This is a genomic window from Thermacetogenium phaeum DSM 12270 (assembly GCF_000305935.1).
GTDB lineage: Bacteria > Bacillota > DSM-12270 > Thermacetogeniales > Thermacetogeniaceae > Thermacetogenium > Thermacetogenium phaeum.
In genome coordinates, this window is sequence record NC_018870.1 from 88,104 (window position 1) to 111,153 (window position 23,050).

Here is a 23,050-nt window from a genome sequence, read left to right on the forward strand (position 1 = left end):
GCCGCTTCGAAAGAGTGTTGACAGAAGCGCCTTTCTATTGTAACATAGCAACTGACAAAGAGAGGGCCATTAGCTCAGTTGGTAGAGCACCTGACTTTTAATCAGGGTGTCGGAGGTTCGAATCCTCCATGGCTCACCAGAGGGATCAAAGCACCGCAAAGTGGCTGCGGTGCTTGTATTTTTAGAGCACGGACGGGGAGCGTGCCCGGCTGTTATTTGCTACGGCCACCGTTGCGCGGCAGCCGCCGTCCGAAACAAATAACAAAAAACCGTTCTTTTTGTGTCAGCGGTCAACAAGCCTGTTGATTCAATTCAATCAAGGGTTAGAATATAATAATTAACAGAAAGGAGGAACAAGGCCATGCAGCGAAGGTTTAAGGTTATTTTAGAAAAAAATGACAGTAACGGCTATACTGTTACTGTTCCTGCTCTGCCTGGTTGCGTTACTCAAGGTAAAAATAAAAGTGAAGCCTTAGAAAGAATTCGGGAAGCCATCCAGGGATACCTGGAGGCACTGGAGATCGAAGGATTGCCTATGCCCGAGAGTGATATAGATGTTGCCGAGGTCGAGGTGGCTTACGGGGTATGACCAAGCTGCCACGGGTCAGCGGCAAAGACGTGGTGAGAGCCCTTAAACGAGCGGGTTTCAGAGTAACCCATATCCGTGGTAGCCATTATTATTTACGGCGTTCCGGCGGCAGTCTTGTAACAGTACCCGTTCATCCGGATGAGATTCTCGATTTAAAGACTTTAAAGTCAATCCTTAAACAGGCAGGAATATCGATTGAGGAATTGATTGATTTGCTTTAAAGAAACTAAAGTGATCACAATCTGATCACAAACCAGGAATGACTGAATGAAATTAAAGAACTGGATGAAAGATACCTGTGCCGGTAAGCCATGATTTAACAAGATTTTTGTGAACTTAAGATAACCAGAAAAACCAGAAGAAACATGCTTTCCTGAACTTTTAATCAGGGTGTCGGAGGTTCGAGTCCCCGATGGCTCACCATTGAAAATCAAGGCACCGCAAGAGATAGCGGTGCTTTTCTTTTTTGCTTCCAGCTCAACCGGAGGGCCTTTTGCCGTCCAAATAATCTTCTCGATGTAGGTGCTTTTCTCAATTTCGGCGATGATGCGGGCCATTTCCTTTTCGGACTCTATTTTTGTTCCCTGGAAGGCGCGGTAGAGCCTCTTGCGCTTGCCGGTGGCAGGGTCGCGGCCGGTGTCGATGAGGATCGTCCAGCTGTTCTTGCTCCGTTTCTCCAGATGCCCGGGCACTTTGTCACATTCTTTTCCAAAGGAGGCGTCCCGCCGGTGCCAGTTCTACAGACCTCCGGCCTCTGGCGCGTCCAGGTAGGGGCCTTTGTTAAAAAAGAGAAGGCAGAAGCTTTAGCCGAAAGGCTTAGGGCAGCCGGCTTTGATGCCTGGGTCGTACTGCCGACAATGCCACAGGCAGATTCCAATGATTCCACTTGAGGTTGACAGCTATATCCTAGATTGAAGTTGGGGGGGAACTACCTTAGCCCAGTACGCCGGCTTGACTTGGTCGCACTGCCATTCAGGTAATTTTGCTGTTGAAGAAAAACGACTGACAATGACCGGCAACCGTTACCTCCGTTATTACCTTGTAGAACCAGCTAACTCATTGCGGGTACACAATGAAGAGTATAAGGTTTATACTAGGCTAAGTACATAGAAGTGACTAAGCACCAGCACAAACGTGCGTTGGAACTGACTGCCCGTTAATTTGTCCGCTTGGTCTTTACCCAGCCGCGTAAAGCCAATCGGAAAATTCGCCTCTGGGCGCTGGCTTCCTGACTGGTTTCCACTTCGAGATAAATCTACAAAAAATACCCGTTGCGTTTTATTGGAAGGAAGTGTTATATTCAGTAAAGAAAGTCGAAACTGGAAGCATATCGGAGAACAAAAGGATGGAGTGGGTTCTCCTCTGAGAGGCGGGTAGCATCTTGGACAAACATCAGGGCTTGGAGGAGCGCATTCAGAAGCTTGAGGAGCGGATTCGAGAGACGGAAATTCGCCAGCGGCTCCTCGTGGATGCCATTGCCAGAGTCGCTGAACTGGTTGATCCCAACTTTCGCTCGTTTTCGCTGTTGGCTTTGATCTCTGGTTTCCGGGGCAAAGACATCGAAGAAATGCAACATTTCTTCGAGGAATGGGTCATCAACCACCTACCCGACGAGGAGAACGGGCGCGAAAAGTTTGTTCAAGAGTTTACACGGCGTTTCCCACAGTATGCCCATATGCTGGAGGCGATAATGCAAGCCTACCAAGCAGATGGACTGCTTCCACAACTGACTCGCATTATCTTGGAATAGCTCCAGACAAGCGTGGGAAACGCAAACAAGGGAGTGGAACAGAATAGCAGCCGCAAGCTTACAGCCTCAGCCTGCTCCTGGAAGCGGGGTATGCGGCGGTGCTCGCTGCGGGCGTGCGGATGGCGGCGGTGGGGTCGTGGGCGGGTGGCCGCGCCGTTTTGCGGACGGCGGGGCTGGCGCTCCTGGTGGCGGGGAGCGCCAGCGCCATGGCTGTCCCGCCTATGCTGGCAGGCCGGTTCCTGGATGCGCGGGAAGCCGTTGCCGCCGGCTCCGGGCGCGGTACGGGCTCGGGTTAACAGTCTACGGGGCGCAACATCTATTTCGTCATGCTGGCCCCGCTCGACCCGCCGATTTCCGCAGCGTGGCGGATTTTGTGCATCGGCTCGGGGCCGTAGGCCCGGGAACGGTTGCCGAGTATAAGGGTACTCCCAGGGAGAGGTGGTGATGCTCGAAGGACGTTATCCACCGCCTTTTGCAACGCCGCGTGATGAAACCGGTCATTCCCGGCCTGGTTCTGTTTCTCCTTCTCGGTCTGGCGGCGAGATCCGGCGGAGTGGTCGAGGAAAGAGTGGCAGTGCCGTTGCCGGGGCTCCCGGCGGTTGGGACCGTTTGCCACTGCTTTCCTACATCAGCACATCTCGGACAATCCGCCTCTGGGCGCTGGCTCCCTGACTAGTTTCCAGTTCGACATAAATATACAAAATTCTAGAATGAGGAGGTAAGCTTAATGGTGCAATATTGGTACAGGCGGGTCGTTGCCGCGGCGGTGATGGTCAGCTTGTTGGTCGTTCAATCATTCCTAGGTATTTCTCAAGCCATGGCATCACCAAGTGCGGGTCTTGCCTGGGGTCCCGTTACCGTGGGTAACTTACAGTTCAAAGTCTCAAACGTTCACTACGGCTATGCTGGACCTAAGGTAGGAAATACAGACCACTTTAATATATACGTTGATAGGAAAGACAGCAGGGGACGGTACACCATCCCTGTAGCCAATTATCATGTATCCACGTCGAACAGGGGCAATTCGTGGTGCGTCTATGTTTGGGACTCAGTCAGTGGGAAAACCATTCTTGATGCTTGCTCAAATGATCCTATGACGCTTGCTCAGCAAGCCGCTTCGGCTATTAAATCTTCCCTCAAGACTCTTCTGTCCAACGCAGATTGGATTGCAACGACAGCTATTATAGGAGTATTGACTCTCGTAATCATTGATCTGATCGTTCCTGGCGACCCCATACCGATCATCCCATTCAGTGTGCAAAAAACAAGTGTTTCTCCCCTCTCTGATTCCTTGACTCTATTCAATGGGGAGTGATGACGATGTCTGGAGATCGAGAGTATTTTTACATTGGAGACAGGAATAAGAACACCAGCGGGATCAAGAGCATCGGCGGCATATGGAAGTCTGTTCTTAAGTATGGTGTGCTCTCGGGTTCTCATTTTGAAGCTCGCTTTCCCGACGACCCTGCCCTGAGTGAGGGGAAAGATGAATTCCTCCAACTGCCGAAGATTTCAGTAGAATCGTGGAGCGGGATGAAAGGAGCCATCGCTGTAAAAGGCGAGATGACCCCCGAAGCAAGAGCATTGTTTTCGCGAATCATAGATAGCGAGGACATACGACTTTGGGATTTTGTAATCTTTAGGGATGGGAAAAAGCTTCTGTCAGTTTCGGATTACGATGATCGAATCGTGACTGAGCATTTTGCCAAGGAGTTCATGGAGAAGCTCTTTCATAGCTGGTTTGAAGCCATACCGGAGCCGGAAATTAAACCCCAGGAGGGGGAAACGGGTGAATTCTTGGAGGTACTCCGCGAGATGACTCAAGAAATTGTATCAATGCTAGAAAGGGATAAGTCTGTACATGGATGACATCGGGATGACTGCTACATTGTTGCTTTTGGAACGGTGATCCGGCCAACCTGGTGCTTGACGAGTGTTTTGAATTCAGGACAATTGTTCAATCTCCTCGCGCAGCCTCCGCTGTGCCACGTGGGCGTAGAACTGTGTGGTGGCCACGTTAGCATGGACGAGCAGGTCCTTGAGACCAGCAGGTCCACGCCCGCCTCGGCCAGCCGGAGGCTTTCCCGATGTAAGGAGGAGTTCTTACCTTGTGTAATTGGGGAAAGAGTTGAAGTGTCGTTGCCTAGGCACCCGGCGGTAGGGGCCGTTTGCCACTTCTTTCTCAACGTCAGAACATCTCGGACAATCCGCCTTATGGCGTTGAATCCACTATTTAGCCCCCTAACGAGATTGGACAGTTAGACCACAATCTGTTACAGTTAAGTATAAGTAAGGGGGCATGATTTAGTTGAACAGAAAACAATATTCACCAGAGATGAAAATGCAGATCGTGAAAGAAACCCTGGAAACGGGCAATGCCTCGATCGTGGCCAGAAGACATGATAGGGCAAAGACTAAAACGGCCAGTGTTTTAATTTGGGTCTTGAGAAATCCTTGGAGCCATGTTATAAAGAATTTAACAAAACTGCACAAGTTCATATTAGCGGATCCCCCCTTAGCTGGAAATGCTGTTTACAGCTAATTTCGCGGGGGGATCCTTATTTTCCTGCTTTTTTCTCTTATTTTCTTCTTTTTGCTCCTGTTAAAAACTGGGGATCACTCAGGTAGAAGAGGGATACGAGTGGGCAGTCGACCTGGACATCGAGAAATTCTTTGACCGGGTCAACCACGACATCCTCATGGCCCGGGTGGCCCGGAGAGTGACGGATAAGAGGGTACTCACACTCATTCGCCGCTATCTCCAAGCAGGCGTCATGGTAAACGGAGTGGTCATGGAAACGGCAGAAGGGACGCCGCAGGGCGGTAGCGGTAAAAAAAGCTTGTTTATTCGATTCAATCATGGGTTTAGGGTATAATATTAACAGAAAGGAGAAACCAGCTTATGCGGCAGTTATAATGACTACTAAACTGGAAAGAGGCATCAATCCGGATGGCAAAGTATAAAAAGCTGTTAATGCGTATAATGAGCGGTCAGTCAGATGCAAACATACCTTTTGTAGAACTTTGCAATCTTCTTCTTGCGCTGGGATTTAAGGAGCGTGTAAAGGGCGATCACCACATTTTCTACCAGGACGGTATCGAAGAGATTCTTAATTTGCAGCCCAAGGGAACACTTGCAAAAGCTTATCAAGTTAAGCAAGTAAGAGCCGTTATCCTCAAATACCGGATGGGGGGTATAAATAATGTATAAGTACGAGATCATCATTTACTGGAGCGAAGAGGACGAAGCCTTTATCGCCGAGGTTCCGGAGTTGCCGGGATGCGCCGCTGATGGCGCCAGTTATCAGGAGGTTCTGGCCAATGTTGAAAAAGTGATAGAGGAGTGGATCGAAACGGCCACCGAATTGGGTCGTCCCATTCCCAAGCCGAAAGGAAGACTGAGATACGCTTAAGTGATCACAATCTGATCACAAACCAGGAATAACTGAATGAAATTAAAGAACTGGATGAAAGATACCTGTGCCGGGAAGCCATGATTTAACAGGATTTTTGTGAACTGGAGATAACCAGAAAAACCAGAAGAAACATGCTTTCCCGAACTTTTAATCAGGGTGCTGGACTAATCATCCTTATCACCTCCAGAAATAAGAAAAAAACCGCCATAAAAGCGGTTCTAACAATGGCTATGTATTTCTATAAGATATTGGGATATAATTACAGTTAAAGGAGGCGAAGTTTTATGTCGATTGAGCGCTTAGAAAATGAAATAAGAAAATTAAAACCACATGAGAGAGAAGAACTTTTCCGGCGATTGGGTATCCTCAAAGGAAAAGAAGAGAAACGCCGCGGCGGGCCTGACGATCCTTTAGCAAAATTGATTGGAATAGTTGAAATTTCATCTGATAGCTCAAAAAGATACAAGGAGGACCTCTATGGAGGCCGTACACCTCTCTAAGCTATTCATTGATACAAGCGCTTTTGTTGCCTTGGTAGATAAAAAAGACGATTTACACAGACCTGCCGTTAACTTTTACCAATCACTCGATGAAAAAATAATACTGATCACTTCTATCTTTATAGTTTCTGAAACCTATACATGGCTTCGATACAAGAGAGATTTTAAGGCTGCGAAACTGTTCTTGAATATTATTGGCGAGGCATTTAAAACAGATTTCATTAAGATAGTGTATCCTGATCAAGTTATGTGTGAAAAAATACCAGGGATTCTTGAAAAATACCAGGATCAAGATTTATCTTATACTGATGCTTTCAGTTTTTTGGTAATAGAAAATATGGGCATAAAAGATGTATTCGGTTTTGATTGTCATTTTTATTCAGCCAAATGCATTTTATGGCCTGTGGTAAAGAAATAAAACACCGTGCAGAGCACTGGCGGAAGGAAAGAGTAGGAATAGATGTGGGGCAATCTTAATATTCGCATTCTGGTGGCATAGCCAAAAAGAAACTAAAATGATCACAATCTGATCATAAACTCGACGTAACTAAATGAAATTAATAAACTGGGTGAAAGACGGCTGTGCCGGGAAGCCTTGATTTAACAGGATTTTTGTGAACTACAGATAATCAGAAAAACCAGAAGAAACATGCTTTCCCGAACTTTTAATCAGGGTGTCGGAGTTTCGAGTCCTCCATGGCTCAGCGGAAAAATTAAGGCTTCCGGGGTTGGAAGCCTTTTCCTTTACCTGTTTCTACTGCAATTATACTGCAACCGTCTTTGGATTGCAGTATTTTTACTTGGGAGCTAGAATTTTAAAATCACGCCCTATTCTTCCTGCCGGAAACAGCCGCATTTACACCGTCTTTCCGATGAAGTTTGAAACAGAAACGGGAGTCGATTTTTCAGGCCTGTTGCTAGAAAATTTTTGGGGCTCGCGAGACCTGCGATTACCGCACCCCAGAAGGACCGGCTTCCTCCATCCTCTTGTCATTTTTGGGGAAAATGATAAAATAGAAAACAATAAGGGCATATGCCCATAATGCACAACTCCGGGCATCGATAAATTGATGAGAAGGGATGTATCAAGTATTGATAAGGGAGGTGACGGCATTGCCGCGTGGAAGAGAGGAATTGCTGAAAACAAAGGCTGGTCAGGTGATAAGTGAGATCTGAGGAACCGTCAGGATGCGCATCCAGGCTCCCGCCCACTTCGAGTCTGAGAGCTGCTTTGTGGGGTCACAGGAAGCAGGTTGTTACCATTATTATAAATTAAAAATTTGGGAGGAATGAATGCATGAAGATCGCTATTCCTTATGAGAACGGAAAGGTAAACCCTCACTTCGGCCAGAGCAGAGAGTTTGTGATCTTTGAAACAGACGGCAAGGAGATAAAAGGCCAGAAGGTGATCGACGGTCGGTCTTTCTGCCACAACCACGAGGGGCTGGCTGGGACCCTGAAGGCCGAAGGGGTCGAAGTGGTCATTGCCGGCGGCATCGGCTATGGGATGGTCGGCGCCCTTCGGGGGGCTGGTCTCAAGGTTGTGAGCGGAGCCTCCGGGGATGCCAGAATGGTGGCCGAAGACTACCTGAACGGCACGCTGGTAGCTGATGGTTCGGTTTGCGGCTGCGGCGGCCACGAGCACGGCCATGGGCATTTCCACCACAGGTAGGGCAATTTCAGGGGCGAGAAGAGGAAATGAGGAAATTCCCCCCAGAGTCGATCCTGATCTGAAACAGAAGGTCAGGTGGGTGCAATAACAAAAAGGATTTTTTTAAGAAGGAATTTTTCGGGTATGTGTCGAAGAAAAATCCCTGTTCGAGGAAGGTGATGGCTGAAGCCATCGGGAAGGGATGCAAAGAAGCAGTTCCCGGGTTCCACCTTTGAATAAGGTGGAAGGTTAAAGAAACCTCTTTCTCCAAACGATCGCTCGCAGAAGCAGACCATGAAGGTCTGGTGCCTTTTGGAAAGGGCAGGGCTTTCATGGTTTGTTTGTTTTTCTGCGGGAACTGACTGTTAAGAAGGGATGTGGGAGTTTGAACCTGATGCCTGTTGGAATGATCCACAGCCCCTATCGCACACTTAAGGACGCTCCCCGGCAGGGGCGGCTGGCTGGGGGTACGGCGGAACTGGAGGTCTTCCCGGAGTTTGCGGAAGGGCTGAAGGATGTAGAGAAGGCTAGCCACCTCATCGTCCTCTACTGGTGCCACCTTAGCAGCCGCGACACTCTCCAGACGAAGACGCCTTTCGGGCCGGAGCTGCGCGGCGTTTTTGCCTGCAGGTCTCCGGCGCGGCCCAACCCGATCGCCTTTTGCGTTGCGGAACTGCTGGAGGTAAAGGGGAACCGGCTGTTGGTGTGCGGGCTTGACGCCGTCGACGGGAGTCCACTTCTCGACATCAAACCCTATTCTTCGGAGGTGGACGCTGTCCCTGGGGCAAGGATCGGCTGGTTTGAAAAGCCGGGAAAAGGGTCATCGTGCGCAATTTCCAAGGAGTAAAAGGAGGCTGGTATGATGCCTAAGCTGTTGGTTTGTGGCCGGGGCGGCAGCGGCAAGAGCACACTCGTTGCCCTGCTGGCACAGTGCTTGGGAGAGGAAGGAAAGGTATTGGTGGTCGATGCCGATGAGTCGAATCTGGGGCTAGGAACGATGTTGAGACTACAGCCACCGGAAAAGACGCTGATGGACTACCTGGGTGGCAAGCCGGCGGTCAGAGAGAAGCTGATGGCTGCTCTGCGGGGCAGTGGCGATGAGAAGGTGCAGATGTTTGCCGAAAAGACCACCATCGACGACCTTCCTCCGGAGTGCATGTACGGGAATGGGCAGGTGGCCTGGGTGCGGATCGGGAAGATCGAGCATGTGATGGAGGGGTGTGCCTGCCCGATGGGCGCCCTGGCCAGGTCATTTTTGAACAACCTGATTGTCGGAAAGGATGAGTGGGTCCTGGTCGATACCGAGGCCGGGGTGGAGCACTTCGGGCGGGGGGTCTTGGAAGGGGTGGATGCCGTTTTGCTGGTGGCAGAGCCATCCCATGAGTCTGTTGTCCTCGTTGATAAGGCGATCAGCCTGTGTCGCGAGGCTGGCAAGAGACATGCAGTTGTTTTGAACAAGGTTGTTGAGGAAGCGGAGCCTGTGCTGAAGAAAATGCTCGCAGAGCGGGGGGTTGAAGCCTCCGGTGTTCTCCCCTATTCGCCCGCTATCTCTTGGGCAAACCTGTGGGGTGAGCCGCTGGAAGGCGGGTTGATGGGAAGTGAAATTAACGCTCTGGTGGGCAAGATCAAAGGATTGGTCGGCTTAATTTAAGAGTTGGGGGAGTGAGAACATGCTTTTTAAGCATTTGAGAGTAGGGGCGGCTCTTGTTGCCCTGATGTTGCTCATTGCTCTATTGAGCGGGTGCGGCTCTGTTGGGACGAGCCAGGGGAAGAGCACAGGTCAGGCAGAGAAGGCGGTGATCACCGACCTGGCAGGAAGGCAGGTCGAGGTTTCCATCCCGGCCAAAAAGGTTGTGGCGATCGGCCCTGGTGCCCTGCGGCTGGTCTGCTATGCAGGCGGTGCCGGCAAAGTCGTCGGTGTGGAGAACCTGGAGAAGCAGCAGTCTACAGGGAGGCCGTATATTTTGGCCTACCCCGAACTCAAAGAACTGCCGACAATCGGGCAGGGTGGCCCTGACTCCACGCCGGATGCCGAGAAGCTGGTCAGCGTAAAACCTGACGTGATCTTCGTCGCCTATCTTGTGGATAGGGCAAAGGCAGATGAGCTACAGGCACAGACGAACATCCCGGTGGTGGTTCTGGGCTACGGGGATCAGGTGCCGTTCGACGAAGATGTTTATAAATCCATAAGCCTGATCGGGAAGGTCATTGGGGAAGAGCAGAGGGCAGAGGATGTAGTCAACTACCTAAAGGAGTGCCAGGCGGACCTGCAAGAGAGGACGAAGGGAATCCCTGAAAATGAAAAGCCGGCGGTCTATGTCGGCGCCTTGGGGATGAAAGGGGTTCACGGGATTGAGAGCACTTCGGCGAAGTACGGCCCCTTCGTTGCCATCGGTGCCCGCAATGTAGTGGATGAGACAGGCATGCAGGGGAGCCTGATGATCGAAAAGGAAAAGCTCCTGGCCTGGGACCCCGAGATCATCTTCATCGACGAGAGTGGACTGAGCCTGGTGCGGGACGACTACAGAAAGAACAAAAACTTTTATCTCTCCCTGAAGGCGTTTAAGAACGGCAATGTTTATGGCCAGATGCCTTTTAACTATTACACGACGAACATCGACACCGCGATCGCCGATGCCTACTACGCAGGGAAGGTGATCTTCCCGGAGCAGTTTAAGGATGTGGATCCGGCCAAAAAGGCTGATGAGATCTACAACTTCCTCTTGGGGAAGCCGCTCTACCAGCAGATGGCGAAAGACTACGGCGGCTTTATCAAGCTGGATCTGGCTAAGCTTTGATGACCGAGGTGGAAGAGTTGCGAGAAACGGCAGTGGCGGAAAGCATACCTGAAAGCTACCTGAGGTATACCGGGAGAAAGGCACTGATCATCTGTCTGGTTTTGCTGTTCACGCTTCTTTTGGCAGTATACGCCATCAACGCCGGGTCGGCTGGCCTTACCCCGCTTGAGGTGTTGTCGACCTTGCTGGGGATGGGGGACAGCCGCCTGCAGATCATCGTCTGGAACATCCGGCTGCCGCGGGTGCTGGCGGCGGTAGCCGCCGGAGTGGGGCTTTCCGTTGCCGGGTGTGTGATGCAAAACCTCCTGCGAAACCCCCTTGCTTCTCCCTCCACACTGGGGGTTTCGCAGGGGGCAGCCTTTGGCGCTGCTCTGGCGATCATCGCCATGGGAGCCGGGAGCATTCAGAGCACAAGCGCTGATGCGGTGATCATCAACAACCCGTATCTGGTCACTGTTTCAGCTTTTGTGGGTGCGATGCTGACGACGGTTGTGGTGCTCTTCCTGGCCCAGATCCGGGGTGTCACGCCAGAGGCGATGGTGCTGGCAGGTGTTGCCTTGAGCTCCCTTTTTACAGCAGCCACAACGGTTATCCAGTATTTTGCCAGTGATGTCCAGGTCGCTTCGATCGTCTTCTGGACATTTGGGGACATCAGCCGGGCATCGTGGCGGGATCTGGGAATAATGGCGGCGGTTGTCGGGGCATCCTTTGTTTACTTTTTGTACAACCGCTGGAACTACAACGCTATCGACGGTGGTGAGGAGACCGCCAAAGGGCTCGGCGTGAATGTCGAAAGGGTTCGGCTGGTCGGGATGTTTGTTGCCTCTCTGATCACAGCGGTGCTCGTCTCCTTTCTGGGGGTGATCGCCTTCGTTGGCCTGCTCGGCCCGCACATCATGCGCCGCTTCTTGGGCGGCGACCACCGCTTCCTGATCCCGGCATCTGCCGCAATGGGAGGGTTTTTGCTGCTGGCATCTGACACACTGGCCAGAACGCTGATCGCCCCGGTTGTCTTGCCTGTTGGGGCGATCACCTCCTTTATGGGGGCGCCCCTTTTTCTCTATCTTCTGGCAAGGGGGTATAACAGAAGATGATCCTCTCGGTAGAGGGTGTGGAGTTCAGCTACAACAGCCACCCTGTTTTGAAGGATGTCAGGTTTGAGGTCGAAAGAGGAGAGCTCTTTTCCATCCTGGGGAACAACGGCGCAGGCAAGTCCACCCTGCTCAGGTGCCTGAACAGGATCATCAGGCCACGGACGGGGTCGATCCTGATCGATGGTGTTAAGCTTTCGGATCTCAGCCGTCTGGAGGTGGCGCGCCGGGTGGGGTATGTCGCCCAGAGGCATGAAGGCTCCAGGGTCACCGTCTTCGATGCCGTCCTCTTGGGGAGGCGCCCGCACATCAGGTGGGATGCCACGGAGAAAGACATGGCCATCGTCAGGGAGGTTTTGGCCGCCCTCAGGCTGGAAGAGTTTTCCCTGCGCTACCTCGACGAGTTGAGCGGCGGTGAGCTGCAGAAGGTGATCATCGCCAGGGCTCTGGCGCAGGAACCGCGGCTGCTCTTGCTTGACGAACCGACCAGCAACCTCGACCTTAAGAATCAGTATGAGGTCTTGCGAATAGTGAAGGATGTTGCCCGCGAGCGCCGGATAGCAGTGGTCGTCGTCATGCACGACATCAACCTCGCCCTGCGCTTTGCGGACAGGTTCCTGCTCTTGAGGAACGGGGAGATCTACGCCTGCGGCGGGAGGGAGGTCATCACGCCGGAGAACATCGCCGGTGTTTACGGGATCCCGGTAAGGGTTGAGCAGCTGGGTGGTGTTCCGGTGGTCGTGCCTGTGTAATTTGTCGTGGAACCCACATTTCGCAAAATCACCTAATAATTTATGATGGCTAAAAAAGGCAGCTAATAAGAGCTAGTTGTAAGGAGACCTTCCATAATTCGTACCGGAGTAAATATCTTCACTGAACCCGGCCAGATGCAAAAACCGGCGCACGTCTTCTGTCCACCGGTTCTCCGGAACCTGGTGGATAAAATCGGAATCGGTTTCAATAGTGGCTATGGTAAGAGGTTTCATGTTCTCTGATGCCAGGTGCCCACGAGTAGTGGGCAGTGTTTTCTGCCTTTTAAGCGATGAAGCGGCTCCCTACCCATATCTATAAGAAAAAAGCTGAATATCCGGGAGGGAGACTACCTGCAGGTATATCTCGAAAATAACGAAATCCGTCTGAGAAAGATTGAGCCCGTCCGCCCCCTCAGCGCTGAAGACCCCATCTGGCGGCTTATTGGAGCAGGAGAAAGCGGGAAGGCAGATGTCTCCGAACACCATGACCGCTACCTCGCCGAAGGAGAAATCAGGCGATGGAAAAAATAATGGTGGATACCAGCGCAATCTACGCACTCCTAGACAGATTCGACAACCTGCACCAAAAAGCAGTATCTCTTCTCCGGGAGATAAGCCGAAAGCAGCTGATGGTGATGCTGACTGACTTCATTGTAGCGGAATGCCATGCCCTGCTCTCCAGCCGGTTAGGGCCGGAAATAGCCCGCGCCTGGTTAAAGGGATTATGCTGGCCGGTCGAACGGGTAACGGAAAAGGATGAGCAACGCGCCAAAGAGATTATCTTCACCTACGTCGACAAGGCTTTTTCTTATACCGATGCCATCACCTTCGCCGTCATGGAAAGGTTGGGCATCAGCACAGCCCTGGCTTTCGACCAACACTTTTCTCAGTACGGATTTGTTTTGTACAACATAGATAAGTAGCTCAACAGCAGACGAAAAAGTAAACATCCCCACAAGAAGAGAAACGAACAAAGTTAGAGGTTAAAAAGCGCACAATGATTACCTTCATTGGGGGCAGAAACTCCGCACCTGATCTCTGAACCCTTGCAGCGCAAGAATGCTGGTATCATGGCAAAACTCCCCCTTTACGCTTTGAAGAAGGAGATCGCCGTCTATGCCAAAGGTGCCGATGAGGAGATAAAAAGGTACTCGATCAGGCTCAGGGGGTCAGCCGGTAAAGGGGTGAAGTTCTTCGGCTTCGGCAGGCGCAGGGGCGGCTGAACTGTCATCATCGGAAGCATTGTCTAAAAGTCCGTTTATCCTCAAGAGTTCATATAAATTTACGGCGACAAAGAGGTTGATTTTTTCTTCCATTCTTTCCAGCTTCATGCCGGTAAGCTCCTCGATCTTTTTGATGCGATAGCGCAGCGTGTTGGGGTGAACGTAAACCTCCTGCGGCCGAGTCACCCGCGGTGCCCCGGAGGCCCGGCTATTCAAGGGTTTGCCTTCAATTTGAGAACTATCATCTATCATCCGTAACTGTGCAGGCCGCTCATGAGGTAGTTGACGCCGAAGAAGGTAAACAGGACGATGATAAAGCCGGCAATTACCATGTAGCAGGCACCGCTTCCGCTCAACAGCCTCTGCCTGTGCAAATGCAGGTAGATGGCATAGATGATCCAGGTAATGAGCGCCCAGATCTCCTTGGGATCCCAGCTCCAGTAACTGCCCCAGGCCTGTTCCGCCCAGATCGCCCCCAGTACTATCGATAGGGACAGCATGGCAAACCCTGCTGCCGTGATCTTGTAGATGGCGTTTTCCGTATCCGGCAAGCCCTTCTGCCTGAGCTGCATCACCGCCAGCCCCGCAGCAAACGCAAACCCGCCGTAGGCGATCACCGCGGTAGACACATGGGCCGTCAGCCAGGGGCTTTTCAAGGCCGGCATCAGCGGGGTCACAACGTAAAACTGCTCGGGCATGAAAATCACTATTACCGCCAGCAGCAGTGCCGCTATCAGCATTACCGGCCCACCGGCATTTTTCATCTTGCTCCTGATTTCGTAGACCAGGTACAGAAAAGCGGTTATCAGAGTAAAACACAGCAGAAATTCGTACCCGGTGGCCAGCGGCAGCCTCCCACTGGCAACGCTGCGATTGATCAAAGCGATCAGGTTGGCGGCCAGACCGCCTGCGGCCAGCAGAAGGGCCGGGCGCAGTGTTTTGTTTGTTTTAAGTCCTGCGAAATAGCAACAGGAAGCCGCTGCATAGAACATCAGTGCGGCAATCACGAATGCCTTCTCGATCGCTGCCACGGAAACCCTCCCTCCAGTTTCGAGTTGTTGGCGCTTTTGGCGGCGTTCGCCGTTAACTCCCGGGAACGGCCGCGTTTCCGCCGTTCCCCGCTCCCGGCCCGGCAGGGCCGCCGTTGGCGGTCATCGTCCGCCTTTTCCTGTTGGCGGGGCTGAGAAAGACAGTAATAACGACTCCGGCCATCAGCATCAGCCCCCCGGCGGCTGCCAGAGAGAGCCCGGGATCCGACTTCACCTTCAGCACCGTGTACATCCGGACGTCCCTGAAATGCACTGCGCAGCCGTCGGCGATCACTACACTCTCACCGGGGGACGCCGCTCCGACTCCCAGCAAGTGTCCCTTTTCGTAAACGGAATAGATTATTTTGGGGTTGTCGGGCCTGAGTGTTTTGGAGTTCATCCCGTACCTGGGGTCGAAGTTGGGAATATACCTGTAGGCCTTAACTTTTCTCTCCGTGCCGGGTACGTCGATCATCTCCCCTTCTCTCAGGGTTCTTGACACCCTCTCTCCGTTGACGCCGGAGCCCTCGGCCTCGATCAGATAGCCGAAGCTCTGCTGGTAGGCTTTGATTCCCTCATATTGCAGGGGGCTGTTGACGCCGATCCGGTACTCTGTCTCCTTCCCGCCGTCGAGGATGCTGACGTAAGAATAATACTGAGAAGGTGAGCCGTCGGGGTTGAACTCGATCGTGAACTTATCCAGCCTCAGGGTAAAGGGGTTGTCCGTTTTCAGGTAATCGGATATGGCGGCGGTTTCTCCCTCCGCCAGGCTGATCATCCCGGTCTGCCCGTAGCCGGCATAGACGGCTCCTCCGATCAGAACCAGCACTATGCCTGCGTGAAGCAGAAGAATTCCCAGCTCCCTGAAGCGGAGGCGGCTCTTCGTCCCGCTTCTACCGCTCCTTTTCAGGTAACCGGCGAGGCGGTTGCAGGTGCATAAGGCCATGTTGAGGAGCAGGAGCATGAGGAGAAGCTTAAACAGACCGGTACGGAAAAAAGAATCGGGCCTAATCACAGAACCGGCTGCGGACGCCAGCCCGATTAAGCCCAACAGCACCAGCCCGGTTTTCATCGAGGACAGAAAGCGATAGGCATCTGTTACTGTGATCATGGCATCTCCTTCTCCGGTTATTGGTCTGTTACCTGCCACGAAAATACATCAAGTTCCCCGCCGGTCTACCGCTCGACTCCCGATTCCAGGCCGGACAGGACGACGGCTCGCTTCGGGACAGCTCTGGGATGCTGCGTAACAAGTTGCCTGTCCTGTTACCCGGCCTTCCATAGGTCGCTCGCCGGCAGGCCCGTCGGGTATTTTCATGCTTTGTTGGTGCCGCCGCTGGCGGCATGGTGGTCTGCTGAGAAATATTATAGTATATCGACCGGAAATGTTTCTAAAGTAAATAATGTTAGCCGTTAAATTGTCTGCCAGCGCTCAATTACACGGCCGTTTTCTTTCGTTTCTTCACCTTACCCCGGTAAGACCCTCGGTAAAGCGGGTTGCGGGGGCATTTTGATAAAACGGCGTTGTGCGAGGTCGCAAGGGCGAAACCAGGTTATAATTTGCCTTTCAGCGCCGGATAACCTTTGTCGTGATCGATAAAGAAAAAGGGGGATTTTTGTCGGATATCACTACGAGAAACTACAGGCAGCTTCTTCTCCTCATCAGTTGTGCGGCAGGGTTATTTGCAGTCGAATCTGCTGCCTCCTTTTCAGCGCTGCCCGGCTCCCCGAGAAGGCCGTTTAACAGCAAAAGGTCGTGCAGCTTAACGGCTACGAAGAGATTGAGTCTGTCCAGAATTCGATCCAGCTGCCTACCCGTCAGTTCCTCGATTTTCTTGATCCGGTATCTCAAGGTATTGAAATGCAGAAACATCTTTTGAGCTGCGGCATTGACGTCGAAGTCGGTATCACAGAGCACCCTGAGGGTCTGCAGCAACTCCCCTTTGGTGGTCCTGTCGTGCTCCAGCAGCCTTCCGAGATTCTCGGCGCAGAACTGCCTGAGCATTGCCGTCTCCTGCAGGTTGATCAATTTAAAAACGCCGAGGTTGAGGTAGTGGGTGACGCTGTTTTTCTTGCCGGTCAGCTTGGAGATATTAAGCGCGGTGAGGGCTTCCTGATAGCTCTTGTGCAGTTCTGTGATTAAATATTTTCTTCCGATTCCGAAGTAAGTAGGTATGTTGAAGCGCTTGGCGATGTCTTTTTGGTGCTTTCTGATATAGCTGAGATAATTGTCCCAGTTGTCGTCGGATTCGAGGGTTTGCAGGTCATACTTATTGGGACAGATGAAAATGATGTATTTCTCGTTCCAGACCGAGCAGATGACTACATCCTCATGGTATTTCAACCACTCTAAAGTATGCTTGTAGAGTGTCTCCATATCTGTCTTGGAATCAAGGACCGGCTCCATAATGGACACAAAGTACAGCTTGTCCAGGTCCAGGCAGTACTTGTTTTGCCGGATCAGCTCCTTGATCTCGCTGGCATTCCAGAGCAGTATGTCTTCGATGAGTTTTTTCTTAAACTGGTGCTCCATATTCTCTTTTTCATGTGCTATGAAGATGCAGATTTTAACCGCTGTTGCGACTTCTTCCAGATAGGGCAGCCAGGCCGGATACTCTGCTTCACCGGTGTTGCCGATGATAATCCAGGCCTCTCCGTCTGAAGAATCGGCGCGGTAATACAGATCTCTCTGCGCGGGATCATAGATAAGTATGCTGTTGCCATTCTGGGGTATGTCGACGAAGTGATCGTCCGCTGAAGCCATTTTCACCCCTTCGCTGCAGGCGTAAACCTTGCCGGTGCGGTCGGTGATCCTGACAGGTTTTCCGGTAATGTTGTGAAGAAAGTTTATCACTGCATCCAGGTTCTTTTTTTCAAGCACCGCTTCGATCCAGTAATTCTCCCCCTGCTTAAGGGCGCTCAATAATCCATACCCCCTTTCCTGAGAGGTGCCCGTCAACTGACGCCTCCGATTTGCCGGCACCCATTTCGTGACCTGTTGGAAAGAGTTTATCGACATAAGACGACAAATTTTGTGCCTATCTACAATATACACCTCAATTTTTTATCGGACAAGACAAATAGCGGGATCGAGGCTCGGATTTTCGAAAAAAGTAAAGGGTCCAACAAGGATGATGATCTGGAAGCGCTGCGGCGGGGTGCTTGTGGGTGATAACAACGCTATAGAGATGCCCGCACCACCTTGTTGAATATAACAAAAGCGCCGCTTTTATCTTTATTAAACATAACAAAGGTTAGAGGGTGCGGAGGAGAGAAATGTACATACAACATAGAGACGGCCGTACCGAGCTGTTTCAAGGTATGACTGGAGCGTGGGTTATGTCGGTGCAGCAAACCTGTCCAGCGGCCACTTGTTTGCCGCAAAAGCTGATGAAGGAGGGGTGGTTTGTTCTAGCAATCACAGCAGGGAGGTCTAACTTCGATGTCAGGTGTCAATTAAATTCCTTGGGTAGGTGAAAGTGAATGGAGGAAGCCAAAAAGGGTATTTCGCGGAGAAGTTTTCTTAAAGGCGTGGCGGTCGGCGCTGCGGGGATAGCTGCGGCCGGAGCCTTGGCCGGGTGCGGAGAGGAGACCGGTACGAAGACACCTCCGAAAGAGGGGGAAGAGCCGAAGAAGCTCAGCTTTGAGGTGCCGCCGGAGCCGATTCCGGAGAAGGACATCAAGGAAACGGTAACGGCGGATGTGGTGGTGGTCGGAGCCGGTTTGGCAGGGTTGTGTGCGGCTCTCTCGGCCGCCGAGGCGGGAGCCAAGACCGTCGTCGTTGAAAAGAGGGAAACTTTTACCGCCAGAGGGATGCATAACGCTGCCGTCGGCAGCAGGGTTCAGAAAAAACTGGGGATTGAGATCGACAAAAGGCAGGCCGTCAGAGATATAGTCAAATGGTGCGGGAACAGGGTCAAAGAAGAGCTCCATTGGTTGTTCGTTAATAAGAGCGGGGAGTGCATGAACTGGCTGCTCGACATGACGGAAGCTGAGGGCATTACCGCCGAAATGTGGGCGGCTCATTACAAGGGACCCGACTACTATGAATATCCGGTCACCCACATCTTCGTCGGAGGCCCCAATGCAGCGAAATTTGCCCATAATGTCGATGTGGCCACCGTTTTGGAGAAGAACGCCAAGAAGAAAGGTGTAGATTTTTATTACAAGACTCCGGCAGAACAGCTGATCAGGCCGGATAACGGTCGCGTTGGAGGAGTCATTGCCAAGAACGAAAAGGGAGAGTACATCCGCTTTGAGGCGAAGAAGGCCGTTATTCTGTGCGCCGGGGATTATTCCGGGGACAAGGAGATGCTGGAGTACTACTCCCCGATGGCGCTGCGGGCGGATGCCTATGTCTATACCCCTGTTGGGGTAAACACCGGAGACGGGCACAAAATGGGGATGTGGATAGGTGCCGCTATGCAGCAGGATTATCCTCATCCGGCTATGATCCACACTCAGGCGGGTGCCTGGAGTTACTGCTTCCTTCACGTCAACAAGCACGGCTACCGCTACGAAAATGAGGATAAAACGGCTCAGGCCGTATGCATGTCCAAAATGATGCAGCCGGATAACATCGGTTGGGCGGTATATGACAGCAAGTTCCTGGATCTGCTTCCCGAGACGATAAAAATAGGCGGCGGGATGTTCTGGGATCAGGTCAACCGTACCTGGGGTAAGCCCTTTAATAAAGAAGCCGAACGGGCGATGCTGGAAAGGCACATTAAGCAGGGGCTGGTGGTTACGGCAGACACCATCGAAGAACTGGCACAGAAGATGAAGGTGCCATCTGAAAACCTGAAGGCTACGGTGGAGAGGTACAATCAGCTGGCGGTCATGAAAGACGATGTCGATTTTGGCAAGAGATCTGAGTTGCTCTTCCCGATCGATAAGCCGCCGTTCTACGCCGGGCTGATGAAGAGCGCTCTTCTTGTGGTGGTAGGCGGCTTGTGCGTCAATGCCAAGATGCAGGTGCTCGACAAGAAGGGGAATGTCATTCCCGGGCTCTACGCTGCGGGGAACAACGCCGGCAGTTTCTTTGCTCAGGATTATCCCACCATCTTCCCAGGCCACAGCCATGGAAGATGCATTACCTTCGGTCGCCTTGCCGGACAGTACGCTGCAGCGGAAAGGGTTTAGATTCATTGATATCAAGAGCTCTCACCCCCTTCGTGGGATGGAGGGGGTGAGAGCTTGCTTTCGCTTTCGGGGCAGGTAATGGTTAATACCTTCAAAAAGCGGTCGGGCTTCTGGAGCGGTGTTCTCGCTTGCCGTTAGCGGTTTCTAGCGGCTGTTTGCCCAGAGTATCGAGAGGATGTGGATTGAGGTTCTGGGGGGCGATCTTCAGACCTTAGACGAACTTCTTTATTGATTTTTGCAAGTTATCGCCCTTGTTGTTGCAGCCAATACGCAATCGGGTTCTCCTTACTTGCTATTACAACTTAAGTATTCGAGGGGGAGGAAAGATGGAAAAGGAGAACAAAAAGGGGATTTCGAGGAGGACTTTCATCAAGAGCATGGCTGTTGGCGCTGCTGGCGTAGCTGCGGCCGGAGCCTTGGCTGGGTGCGGAGAGAAAGAGCCTTCAACTTCCGGCGGTGCGAAAGCCGAAAAGGAGGCCAGATACAGCTTTGAAGTTCCGCCGGAACCGATTCCGGCAAAGAACATCAAAAAGACTTTAGAGGCCGATGTCGTTGTTGTCGGTGCCGGACTGTCCGGTCTGTCGGCCGCCGTCCGCGCCAGGGAAAAGGGGGCGAAAGTCATCGTAATCGAGAAGGGCTCGAGCTGGACCGGTCGCGGCGGCCATTTCGGGGTCGCTGAATCCCGGGTTATGAAAAAGATGGGGATCGTCAATGACAAAAAAGAGATCGCCAGGGCTTGGATCGCCCAGTGCGGCAACAGGGCCAACGAAGAGCTGGTCTGGCTTTTTCTCAACAGGAGCGGCGAAGCCATGGACTGGCTGCTTGACAAAGCCGAGGCGGCGAATCTGACAGTAGGTATTCTGGACGCCTATTACAAAGGGCCGACGTATAGGGAATACCCCGGTACCCATATGTTCCTCGGCGGGCCGATGATGAAAGAAGGCAAAGAGCCGGGGCAGGACGTCAGCCTGCTCCTCTACAATGAAGCCAAGAGGCTAGGTGTTGAGTTCTACTTCAAGACACCCGGTGAGCAGCTGGTGAAAGAAGGCAATCGGGTGGTAGGAGTTATTGCCAAAGCTGAGGACGGCTACTACCGTTTCAACGCCTCTAAGGGGGTAGTCCTGGCAACCGGAGATATCGGTGGCGACAAGGAGATGTGTGAGGCTCTTGCGCCATTGGCCCTCAAGGCCAACGGATCTCAGTATTACCCGGTCGGACAAAACACGGGGGACGGGCACAAAATGGGTCTCTGGGTAGGCGGCACCTTTGAGGACCCGCCATTCGCAGCCGTGATCCATCCTCAGGCGTTCTCCTGGCTGAGCTATTTCTTCCTCTTTGTGAACCAGCAGGGGAAGCGCTTTATGAACGAAGATACCTGGGTGCAGGCCAAGTCGCTGGGTGCCATGAGGCAGCCGGGAAAAGGCCCGTGGGCATTCGTCATCTTCGATTCCAAGTGGCCGGAAGAGGTTGCGGCGAGTCTCCCGATAGGGGGCGGCATGTTCTGGGATTCCATGGGCCGGCTCGTCGGCCAGAAGTGGACACCGGATGCCGACCGCAAGACCATTGAGGGCTATATCGAAGGGGGCAAGATCGGCTGGATGGCCGATACTATTGAGGAGCTTGCCGGGAAGATCGGGGTTCCTGCTGAGAATCTCAAAGCCACCGTGGAGCGCTACAATGAGCTTGCCAGAGCTAAAAACGACGTCGACTTCGGCAAGCGCTCCGAGCTGTTGACGACGATCGAAAAGCCGCCTTATTATGCCCTCAAATTCGGAGGCGCCCTCCTGGTGGTTACGGGAGGCCTGAACGTGGACGTCAAGTTGCGGGTCCTAGATAAAGATCATAACCCGATTCCCGGGCTTTACGCAGTCGGCAACGTTTCAGGTGGTCTATACGGTGTAGACTATCCGACCACGATCCCCGGCAACAGCCATGGGAGAGCGCTCACCTGGGGTTATTTGGTCGGATCTACGGTGATGGAAGGGTAAAAATGAGAGCAGCCCGCTTTAAAGAATAGAGGAAGTCTTTAAAAGCGACGCCGATCTGGCGAAAATAACTTCGAAATAAACAGAAAGGTGGCTTTCGGCCATCCTTGTTGGAAGGGGATGTAGATTGGCTGTGGAAGTGAAAAATAGCGAAAGTCAGGCAAAGAAAAGAGCATTTCTAACGCCGAAAAGGATCCTGATAGTTGTTGGTGTAGTGCTGGCTTTGGGTGTGGTCGGAGCGATCGCCTTGAATCAGCTCAGCAAAAACCCGGCATTTTGCGGCACCTGCCATATCATCAAGCCGTACTATGAGAGCTGGAAGAACAGCAACCTGCTCGCCAACAAACACGCCGCTCAGGGTGTCGAGTGTCTGGACTGCCACCACAAGAGCTATCTGGAAAAAGCCCAGGAGGGCATCAACTACATAACGGGCAACTACTCGGAGCCGCTGGAGAAGTTGACGTTCACGAGGGAGCAGTGCCTGGAGTGCCACGAAGAGGATTATGAGCAGGCGGTGGCTGCCACCGAATTTGAGGAATCAAACCCTCACGATTCTCACATGGGCGAGATAGAGTGCACCCAGTGCCATCAGATGCACGACAAATCCAAGGTGATGTGCTCCCAGTGCCACACCTTTAGCTGGTTCGAAGAACTCGATGACAGCTGGGAGATTGAAAGCTGAGGCAGGGCGTCAAAGCCGGAGCTCAAGCCCTCCAAAACCAGAAGTCTAAAATTTAAAAGCCAGTCTCTTTTTGGGCTGGCTTTTTTTATTTTGAAACACCCCCTTAACTCTCGTAGCCGCGCCTTAAACCGCCGGAATCCGGTTGATATCAGGTTTTTTCGAGAGAGGGTGGAGACCATCCTGGCTGGCATGTTTATTGCTATAAATAATAGGCGATTGAAGGTGTTGCTCCGGCGGAAGATTACCGGCGAGTGGCGGTTTGCTGGTAAGTAAAGATCTCTGACATTGATAATTTCATAATGATACTGTATCTCCGAGTCGTTATTGCCTAAAGACGCGCCGGCGTCCATGGCATTTCGACCTGGGCAACCACGGGGTATATTGAGAAATCGATATGCCTACCATGTTTGTAAAGGAGATTCAGGGATTTGGGAAGATATCCT

At 52.2% G+C, this 23,050-nt stretch carries 29 protein-coding genes, 1 tRNA gene, 2 pseudogenes and 1 riboswitch; of the genes and pseudogenes, 27 read left to right on the plus strand and 5 right to left on the minus strand.

The annotated features are described in order from the left end of the window. Positions 1–63: 63 nt before the first annotated feature. From TPH_RS00460 to TPH_RS16355, 3 genes are all read left to right on the plus strand, one after another. A tRNA-Lys gene (locus TPH_RS00460) sits at positions 64–139 on the plus strand. A gap of 222 nt (positions 140–361) precedes the next feature. Beyond that, a complete protein-coding gene (locus tag TPH_RS00465) occupies positions 362–589 on the plus strand; it encodes a type II toxin-antitoxin system HicB family antitoxin (RefSeq protein ID WP_015049259.1) in 228 nt (75 codons plus the stop codon). After that, positions 586–810 (plus strand): type II toxin-antitoxin system HicA family toxin, encoded by a 225-nt coding sequence (locus TPH_RS16355; RefSeq protein WP_015049260.1) that lies wholly within the window; start codon positions 586–588, stop codon positions 808–810. The genes TPH_RS00465 and TPH_RS16355 overlap by 4 nt, the downstream gene beginning before the upstream one ends. Here TPH_RS16355 and TPH_RS15595 read toward each other — a convergent pair. Beyond that, entirely contained in the window at positions 757–1,146 is a 390-nt protein-coding gene (locus TPH_RS15595) for a hypothetical protein (RefSeq protein ID WP_201764467.1), read from the minus strand. The genes TPH_RS16355 and TPH_RS15595 overlap by 54 nt on opposite strands. A gap of 171 nt (positions 1,147–1,317) precedes the next feature. Here TPH_RS15595 and TPH_RS14520 point away from each other — a divergent pair, with 171 nt between their 5' ends. The 21 genes and pseudogenes from TPH_RS14520 to TPH_RS15290 all read left to right on the plus strand — a co-directional run bounded on the left by TPH_RS14520 (position 1,318) and on the right by TPH_RS15290 (position 13,770). Further along, the gene (locus TPH_RS14520) at positions 1,318–1,479 is read left to right on the plus strand and encodes an SPOR domain-containing protein (protein WP_015049262.1); all 162 of its coding nucleotides are present in this window, start codon (positions 1,318–1,320) and stop codon (positions 1,477–1,479) included. 43 nt (positions 1,480–1,522) lie between these two features. Beyond that, positions 1,523–1,746: pseudogene (locus tag TPH_RS14525) on the plus strand (transposase); the annotation flags it as partial. A gap of 224 nt (positions 1,747–1,970) precedes the next feature. Further along, positions 1,971–2,339: a hypothetical protein gene (locus TPH_RS00475; RefSeq protein ID WP_015049263.1), complete on the plus strand. Its 369-nt coding sequence runs from the start codon at positions 1,971–1,973 to the stop codon at positions 2,337–2,339. A 128-nt stretch (positions 2,340–2,467) separates the two neighbouring features. Then, complete coding sequence (locus tag TPH_RS15285) at positions 2,468–2,635, plus strand: hypothetical protein (RefSeq protein WP_155990799.1); 168 nt, start codon at positions 2,468–2,470, stop codon at positions 2,633–2,635. A gap of 431 nt (positions 2,636–3,066) precedes the next feature. Further along, a complete protein-coding gene (locus TPH_RS00490; RefSeq protein ID WP_015049264.1) occupies positions 3,067–3,654 on the plus strand; it encodes a hypothetical protein in 588 nt (195 codons plus the stop codon). Between the two features lie 5 nt (positions 3,655–3,659). Further along, the gene (locus tag TPH_RS00495; protein WP_015049265.1) at positions 3,660–4,208 is read left to right on the plus strand and encodes a hypothetical protein; all 549 of its coding nucleotides are present in this window, start codon (positions 3,660–3,662) and stop codon (positions 4,206–4,208) included. Positions 4,209–4,647: 439 nt separating this feature from the next. Beyond that, a complete protein-coding gene (locus tag TPH_RS15800) occupies positions 4,648–4,881 on the plus strand; it encodes a helix-turn-helix domain-containing protein (protein ID WP_015049266.1) in 234 nt (77 codons plus the stop codon). 82 nt (positions 4,882–4,963) lie between these two features. After that, positions 4,964–5,215, plus strand: a pseudogene (locus TPH_RS14530) (reverse transcriptase domain-containing protein); the annotation flags it as partial. Positions 5,216–5,289: 74 nt separating this feature from the next. Continuing rightward, a complete protein-coding gene (locus TPH_RS00510) occupies positions 5,290–5,550 on the plus strand; it encodes a type II toxin-antitoxin system HicA family toxin (protein ID WP_015049267.1) in 261 nt (86 codons plus the stop codon). Further along, the gene (locus tag TPH_RS00515) at positions 5,543–5,752 is read left to right on the plus strand and encodes a type II toxin-antitoxin system HicB family antitoxin (RefSeq protein ID WP_015049268.1); all 210 of its coding nucleotides are present in this window, start codon (positions 5,543–5,545) and stop codon (positions 5,750–5,752) included. Before TPH_RS00510 ends, TPH_RS00515 begins: the two co-directional genes overlap by 8 nt. A gap of 287 nt (positions 5,753–6,039) precedes the next feature. Further along, positions 6,040–6,255: a hypothetical protein gene (locus TPH_RS00520; protein WP_015049269.1), complete on the plus strand. Its 216-nt coding sequence runs from the start codon at positions 6,040–6,042 to the stop codon at positions 6,253–6,255. Further along, a complete protein-coding gene (locus TPH_RS00525; RefSeq protein ID WP_015049270.1) occupies positions 6,233–6,673 on the plus strand; it encodes a type II toxin-antitoxin system VapC family toxin in 441 nt (146 codons plus the stop codon). Before TPH_RS00520 ends, TPH_RS00525 begins: the two co-directional genes overlap by 23 nt. An 879-nt stretch (positions 6,674–7,552) precedes the next feature. Then, positions 7,553–7,927: a NifB/NifX family molybdenum-iron cluster-binding protein gene (locus tag TPH_RS00535; RefSeq protein WP_015049271.1), complete on the plus strand. Its 375-nt coding sequence runs from the start codon at positions 7,553–7,555 to the stop codon at positions 7,925–7,927. A gap of 364 nt (positions 7,928–8,291) precedes the next feature. Beyond that, positions 8,292–8,753 (plus strand): tRNA (N6-threonylcarbamoyladenosine(37)-N6)-methyltransferase TrmO, encoded by a 462-nt coding sequence (tsaA, locus tag TPH_RS00540; protein ID WP_037999655.1) that lies wholly within the window; start codon positions 8,292–8,294, stop codon positions 8,751–8,753. A 12-nt stretch (positions 8,754–8,765) separates the two neighbouring features. Beyond that, the gene (locus TPH_RS00545; RefSeq protein WP_201764468.1) at positions 8,766–9,557 is read left to right on the plus strand and encodes an ATP-binding protein; all 792 of its coding nucleotides are present in this window, start codon (positions 8,766–8,768) and stop codon (positions 9,555–9,557) included. 19 nt (positions 9,558–9,576) lie between these two features. After that, entirely contained in the window at positions 9,577–10,704 is a 1,128-nt protein-coding gene (locus TPH_RS00550) for an iron ABC transporter substrate-binding protein (RefSeq protein ID WP_015049274.1), read from the plus strand. Continuing rightward, the gene (locus TPH_RS00555) at positions 10,704–11,798 is read left to right on the plus strand and encodes a FecCD family ABC transporter permease (protein WP_015049275.1); all 1,095 of its coding nucleotides are present in this window, start codon (positions 10,704–10,706) and stop codon (positions 11,796–11,798) included. Before TPH_RS00550 ends, TPH_RS00555 begins: the two co-directional genes overlap by 1 nt. Beyond that, positions 11,795–12,547, plus strand: coding sequence for an ABC transporter ATP-binding protein (locus TPH_RS00560; RefSeq protein ID WP_015049276.1), 753 nt, complete (start codon positions 11,795–11,797; stop codon positions 12,545–12,547). The genes TPH_RS00555 and TPH_RS00560 overlap by 4 nt, the downstream gene beginning before the upstream one ends. A 309-nt stretch (positions 12,548–12,856) precedes the next feature. Continuing rightward, positions 12,857–13,078 (plus strand): AbrB/MazE/SpoVT family DNA-binding domain-containing protein, encoded by a 222-nt coding sequence (locus TPH_RS16360; protein WP_081578703.1) that lies wholly within the window; start codon positions 12,857–12,859, stop codon positions 13,076–13,078. After that, positions 13,066–13,470 carry a type II toxin-antitoxin system VapC family toxin gene (locus tag TPH_RS00570; RefSeq protein WP_015049278.1) on the plus strand — a complete coding sequence of 135 codons (405 nt, stop codon included), beginning with the start codon at positions 13,066–13,068 and terminating at the stop codon, positions 13,468–13,470. The genes TPH_RS16360 and TPH_RS00570 overlap by 13 nt, the downstream gene beginning before the upstream one ends. 147 nt (positions 13,471–13,617) lie before the next feature. Then, entirely contained in the window at positions 13,618–13,770 is a 153-nt protein-coding gene (locus TPH_RS15290) for a hypothetical protein (protein ID WP_158502649.1), read from the plus strand. On the opposite strand, the gene TPH_RS00575 is transcribed toward TPH_RS15290, so the two are convergent. The 4 genes from TPH_RS00575 to TPH_RS00590 form a co-directional block, all read right to left on the minus strand. Further along, on the minus strand, positions 13,717–13,956 hold the full coding sequence (locus TPH_RS00575) for a helix-turn-helix domain-containing protein (protein ID WP_158502650.1): 240 nt from the start codon (positions 13,954–13,956) through the stop codon (positions 13,717–13,719). The two genes, TPH_RS15290 and TPH_RS00575, sit on opposite strands and share 54 nt — an antisense overlap. 62 nt (positions 13,957–14,018) lie before the next feature. Next, a complete protein-coding gene (gene ccsA / locus TPH_RS00580) occupies positions 14,019–14,801 on the minus strand; it encodes a cytochrome c biogenesis protein CcsA (RefSeq protein WP_015049280.1) in 783 nt (260 codons plus the stop codon). 52 nt (positions 14,802–14,853) lie between these two features. Then, entirely contained in the window at positions 14,854–15,909 is a 1,056-nt protein-coding gene (locus TPH_RS00585; RefSeq protein ID WP_015049281.1) for a cytochrome c biogenesis protein ResB, read from the minus strand. Positions 15,910–16,437: 528 nt separating this feature from the next. Further along, complete coding sequence (locus TPH_RS00590; RefSeq protein WP_028991207.1) at positions 16,438–17,721, minus strand: PucR family transcriptional regulator; 1,284 nt, start codon at positions 17,719–17,721, stop codon at positions 16,438–16,440. Positions 17,722–18,281: 560 nt separating this feature from the next. Between TPH_RS00590 and TPH_RS00600 the strand changes: the two genes are divergently transcribed. The 3 genes from TPH_RS00600 (at position 18,282) to TPH_RS00610 (ending at position 22,607) form a co-directional block, all read left to right on the plus strand. Continuing rightward, on the plus strand, positions 18,282–19,940 hold the full coding sequence (locus TPH_RS00600) for an FAD-dependent oxidoreductase (RefSeq protein ID WP_015049284.1): 1,659 nt from the start codon (positions 18,282–18,284) through the stop codon (positions 19,938–19,940). A gap of 326 nt (positions 19,941–20,266) precedes the next feature. Beyond that, positions 20,267–21,928, plus strand: coding sequence for an FAD-dependent oxidoreductase (locus TPH_RS00605; RefSeq protein WP_015049285.1), 1,662 nt, complete (start codon positions 20,267–20,269; stop codon positions 21,926–21,928). A 130-nt stretch (positions 21,929–22,058) separates the two neighbouring features. Beyond that, the gene (locus TPH_RS00610) at positions 22,059–22,607 is read left to right on the plus strand and encodes a cytochrome c3 family protein (protein ID WP_236608840.1); all 549 of its coding nucleotides are present in this window, start codon (positions 22,059–22,061) and stop codon (positions 22,605–22,607) included. Positions 22,608–22,906: 299 nt separating this feature from the next. Beyond that, positions 22,907–23,041, plus strand: a riboswitch (molybdenum cofactor riboswitch). The last annotated feature ends 9 nt before the right edge of the window (positions 23,042–23,050 follow it).

Excerpts from the sequence above, each read along its gene's own strand:
- TPH_RS00465 (WP_015049259.1), top strand. The coding sequence starts at position 362 with ATGCAGCGAAGGTTTAAGGTTATTTTAGAAAAAAATGACAGTAACGGC.
- TPH_RS16355 (WP_015049260.1), top strand. The coding sequence starts at position 586 with ATGACCAAGCTGCCACGGGTCAGCGGCAAAGACGTGGTGAGAGCCCTT.
- TPH_RS15595 (WP_201764467.1), bottom strand. The coding sequence starts at position 1,146 with ATGGCCCGCATCATCGCCGAAATTGAGAAAAGCACCTACATCGAGAAG.
- TPH_RS00490 (WP_015049264.1), top strand. The coding sequence starts at position 3,067 with ATGGTGCAATATTGGTACAGGCGGGTCGTTGCCGCGGCGGTGATGGTC.
- TPH_RS00495 (WP_015049265.1), top strand. The coding sequence starts at position 3,660 with ATGTCTGGAGATCGAGAGTATTTTTACATTGGAGACAGGAATAAGAAC.
- TPH_RS00510 (WP_015049267.1), top strand. The coding sequence starts at position 5,290 with ATGGCAAAGTATAAAAAGCTGTTAATGCGTATAATGAGCGGTCAGTCA.
- TPH_RS00515 (WP_015049268.1), top strand. The coding sequence starts at position 5,543 with ATGTATAAGTACGAGATCATCATTTACTGGAGCGAAGAGGACGAAGCC.
- TPH_RS00520 (WP_015049269.1), top strand. The coding sequence starts at position 6,040 with ATGTCGATTGAGCGCTTAGAAAATGAAATAAGAAAATTAAAACCACAT.
- TPH_RS00525 (WP_015049270.1), top strand. The coding sequence starts at position 6,233 with ATGGAGGCCGTACACCTCTCTAAGCTATTCATTGATACAAGCGCTTTT.
- TPH_RS00535 (WP_015049271.1), top strand. The coding sequence starts at position 7,553 with ATGAAGATCGCTATTCCTTATGAGAACGGAAAGGTAAACCCTCACTTC.
- TPH_RS00545 (WP_201764468.1), top strand. The coding sequence starts at position 8,766 with ATGATGCCTAAGCTGTTGGTTTGTGGCCGGGGCGGCAGCGGCAAGAGC.
- TPH_RS00550 (WP_015049274.1), top strand. The coding sequence starts at position 9,577 with ATGCTTTTTAAGCATTTGAGAGTAGGGGCGGCTCTTGTTGCCCTGATG.
- TPH_RS00555 (WP_015049275.1), top strand. The coding sequence starts at position 10,704 with ATGACCGAGGTGGAAGAGTTGCGAGAAACGGCAGTGGCGGAAAGCATA.
- TPH_RS00560 (WP_015049276.1), top strand. The coding sequence starts at position 11,795 with ATGATCCTCTCGGTAGAGGGTGTGGAGTTCAGCTACAACAGCCACCCT.
- TPH_RS00570 (WP_015049278.1), top strand. The coding sequence starts at position 13,066 with ATGGAAAAAATAATGGTGGATACCAGCGCAATCTACGCACTCCTAGAC.
- TPH_RS15290 (WP_158502649.1), top strand. The coding sequence starts at position 13,618 with ATGGCAAAACTCCCCCTTTACGCTTTGAAGAAGGAGATCGCCGTCTAT.
- TPH_RS00585 (WP_015049281.1), bottom strand. The coding sequence starts at position 15,909 with ATGATCACAGTAACAGATGCCTATCGCTTTCTGTCCTCGATGAAAACC.
- TPH_RS00600 (WP_015049284.1), top strand. The coding sequence starts at position 18,282 with ATGGAGGAAGCCAAAAAGGGTATTTCGCGGAGAAGTTTTCTTAAAGGC.
- TPH_RS00605 (WP_015049285.1), top strand. The coding sequence starts at position 20,267 with ATGGAAAAGGAGAACAAAAAGGGGATTTCGAGGAGGACTTTCATCAAG.